This window comes from Streptomyces sp. BE303, from assembly GCF_036290945.1.
GTDB lineage: Bacteria > Actinomycetota > Actinomycetes > Streptomycetales > Streptomycetaceae > Kitasatospora.
This window is the reverse complement of record NZ_JAQYWZ010000230.1, coordinates 1-426: the sequence shown is the minus strand read 5'-3', so window position 1 is coordinate 426 and position 426 is coordinate 1. Positions and strand designations below refer to the sequence as shown.

Genomic DNA, 426 nt, shown 5'->3' with positions numbered 1-426 from the left:
CGCCCCGCCCGCGCCCGTGCTCGACGGTACGCACGACGAAGTCGATCACTTTCAGTCCGAGGTGTGATATGCCGGGGGCGATCCCGAGGTGGTCGACGCGCTCGGCGACCGGGCCCTGCGGGTGCGGGCCGGACTGATCCTCGGCCCGTACGAAGATCGGACGAGCGGCGTGTTGGGAAAGAGTGTATATCTCGGTGTAGATCTCGGTGGGCGCCTCATCATTAAAAACCGGTGCGCGGGCAGTCGAGTTCGGGGACCGCAAGGTCGTCGTGACCGGTGAGACCGGCACCCAGGTGCGGCTGGTCGCCCGCCACCTGGTCGAGTACCCCGGTGTCAGGGACCTGGAGCTGCTCTACCGATCCGGTGAGATCGGTAGAGCGTCGTGGTGGGTAAGAGTGTATATCTCGGTGTAGATCTCGGTGGGGG

At 65.5% G+C, this 426-nt stretch carries 1 protein-coding gene; it reads right to left on the bottom strand.

Going from position 1 to position 426, the window contains the following annotated elements:
- A partial coding sequence (locus tag PUR56_RS01455; protein WP_329947513.1) for a hypothetical protein occupies positions 1 to 289 on the bottom strand: 289 nt, incomplete at its 3' end.
- Between the last annotated feature and the right edge of the window lie 137 nt (positions 290 to 426).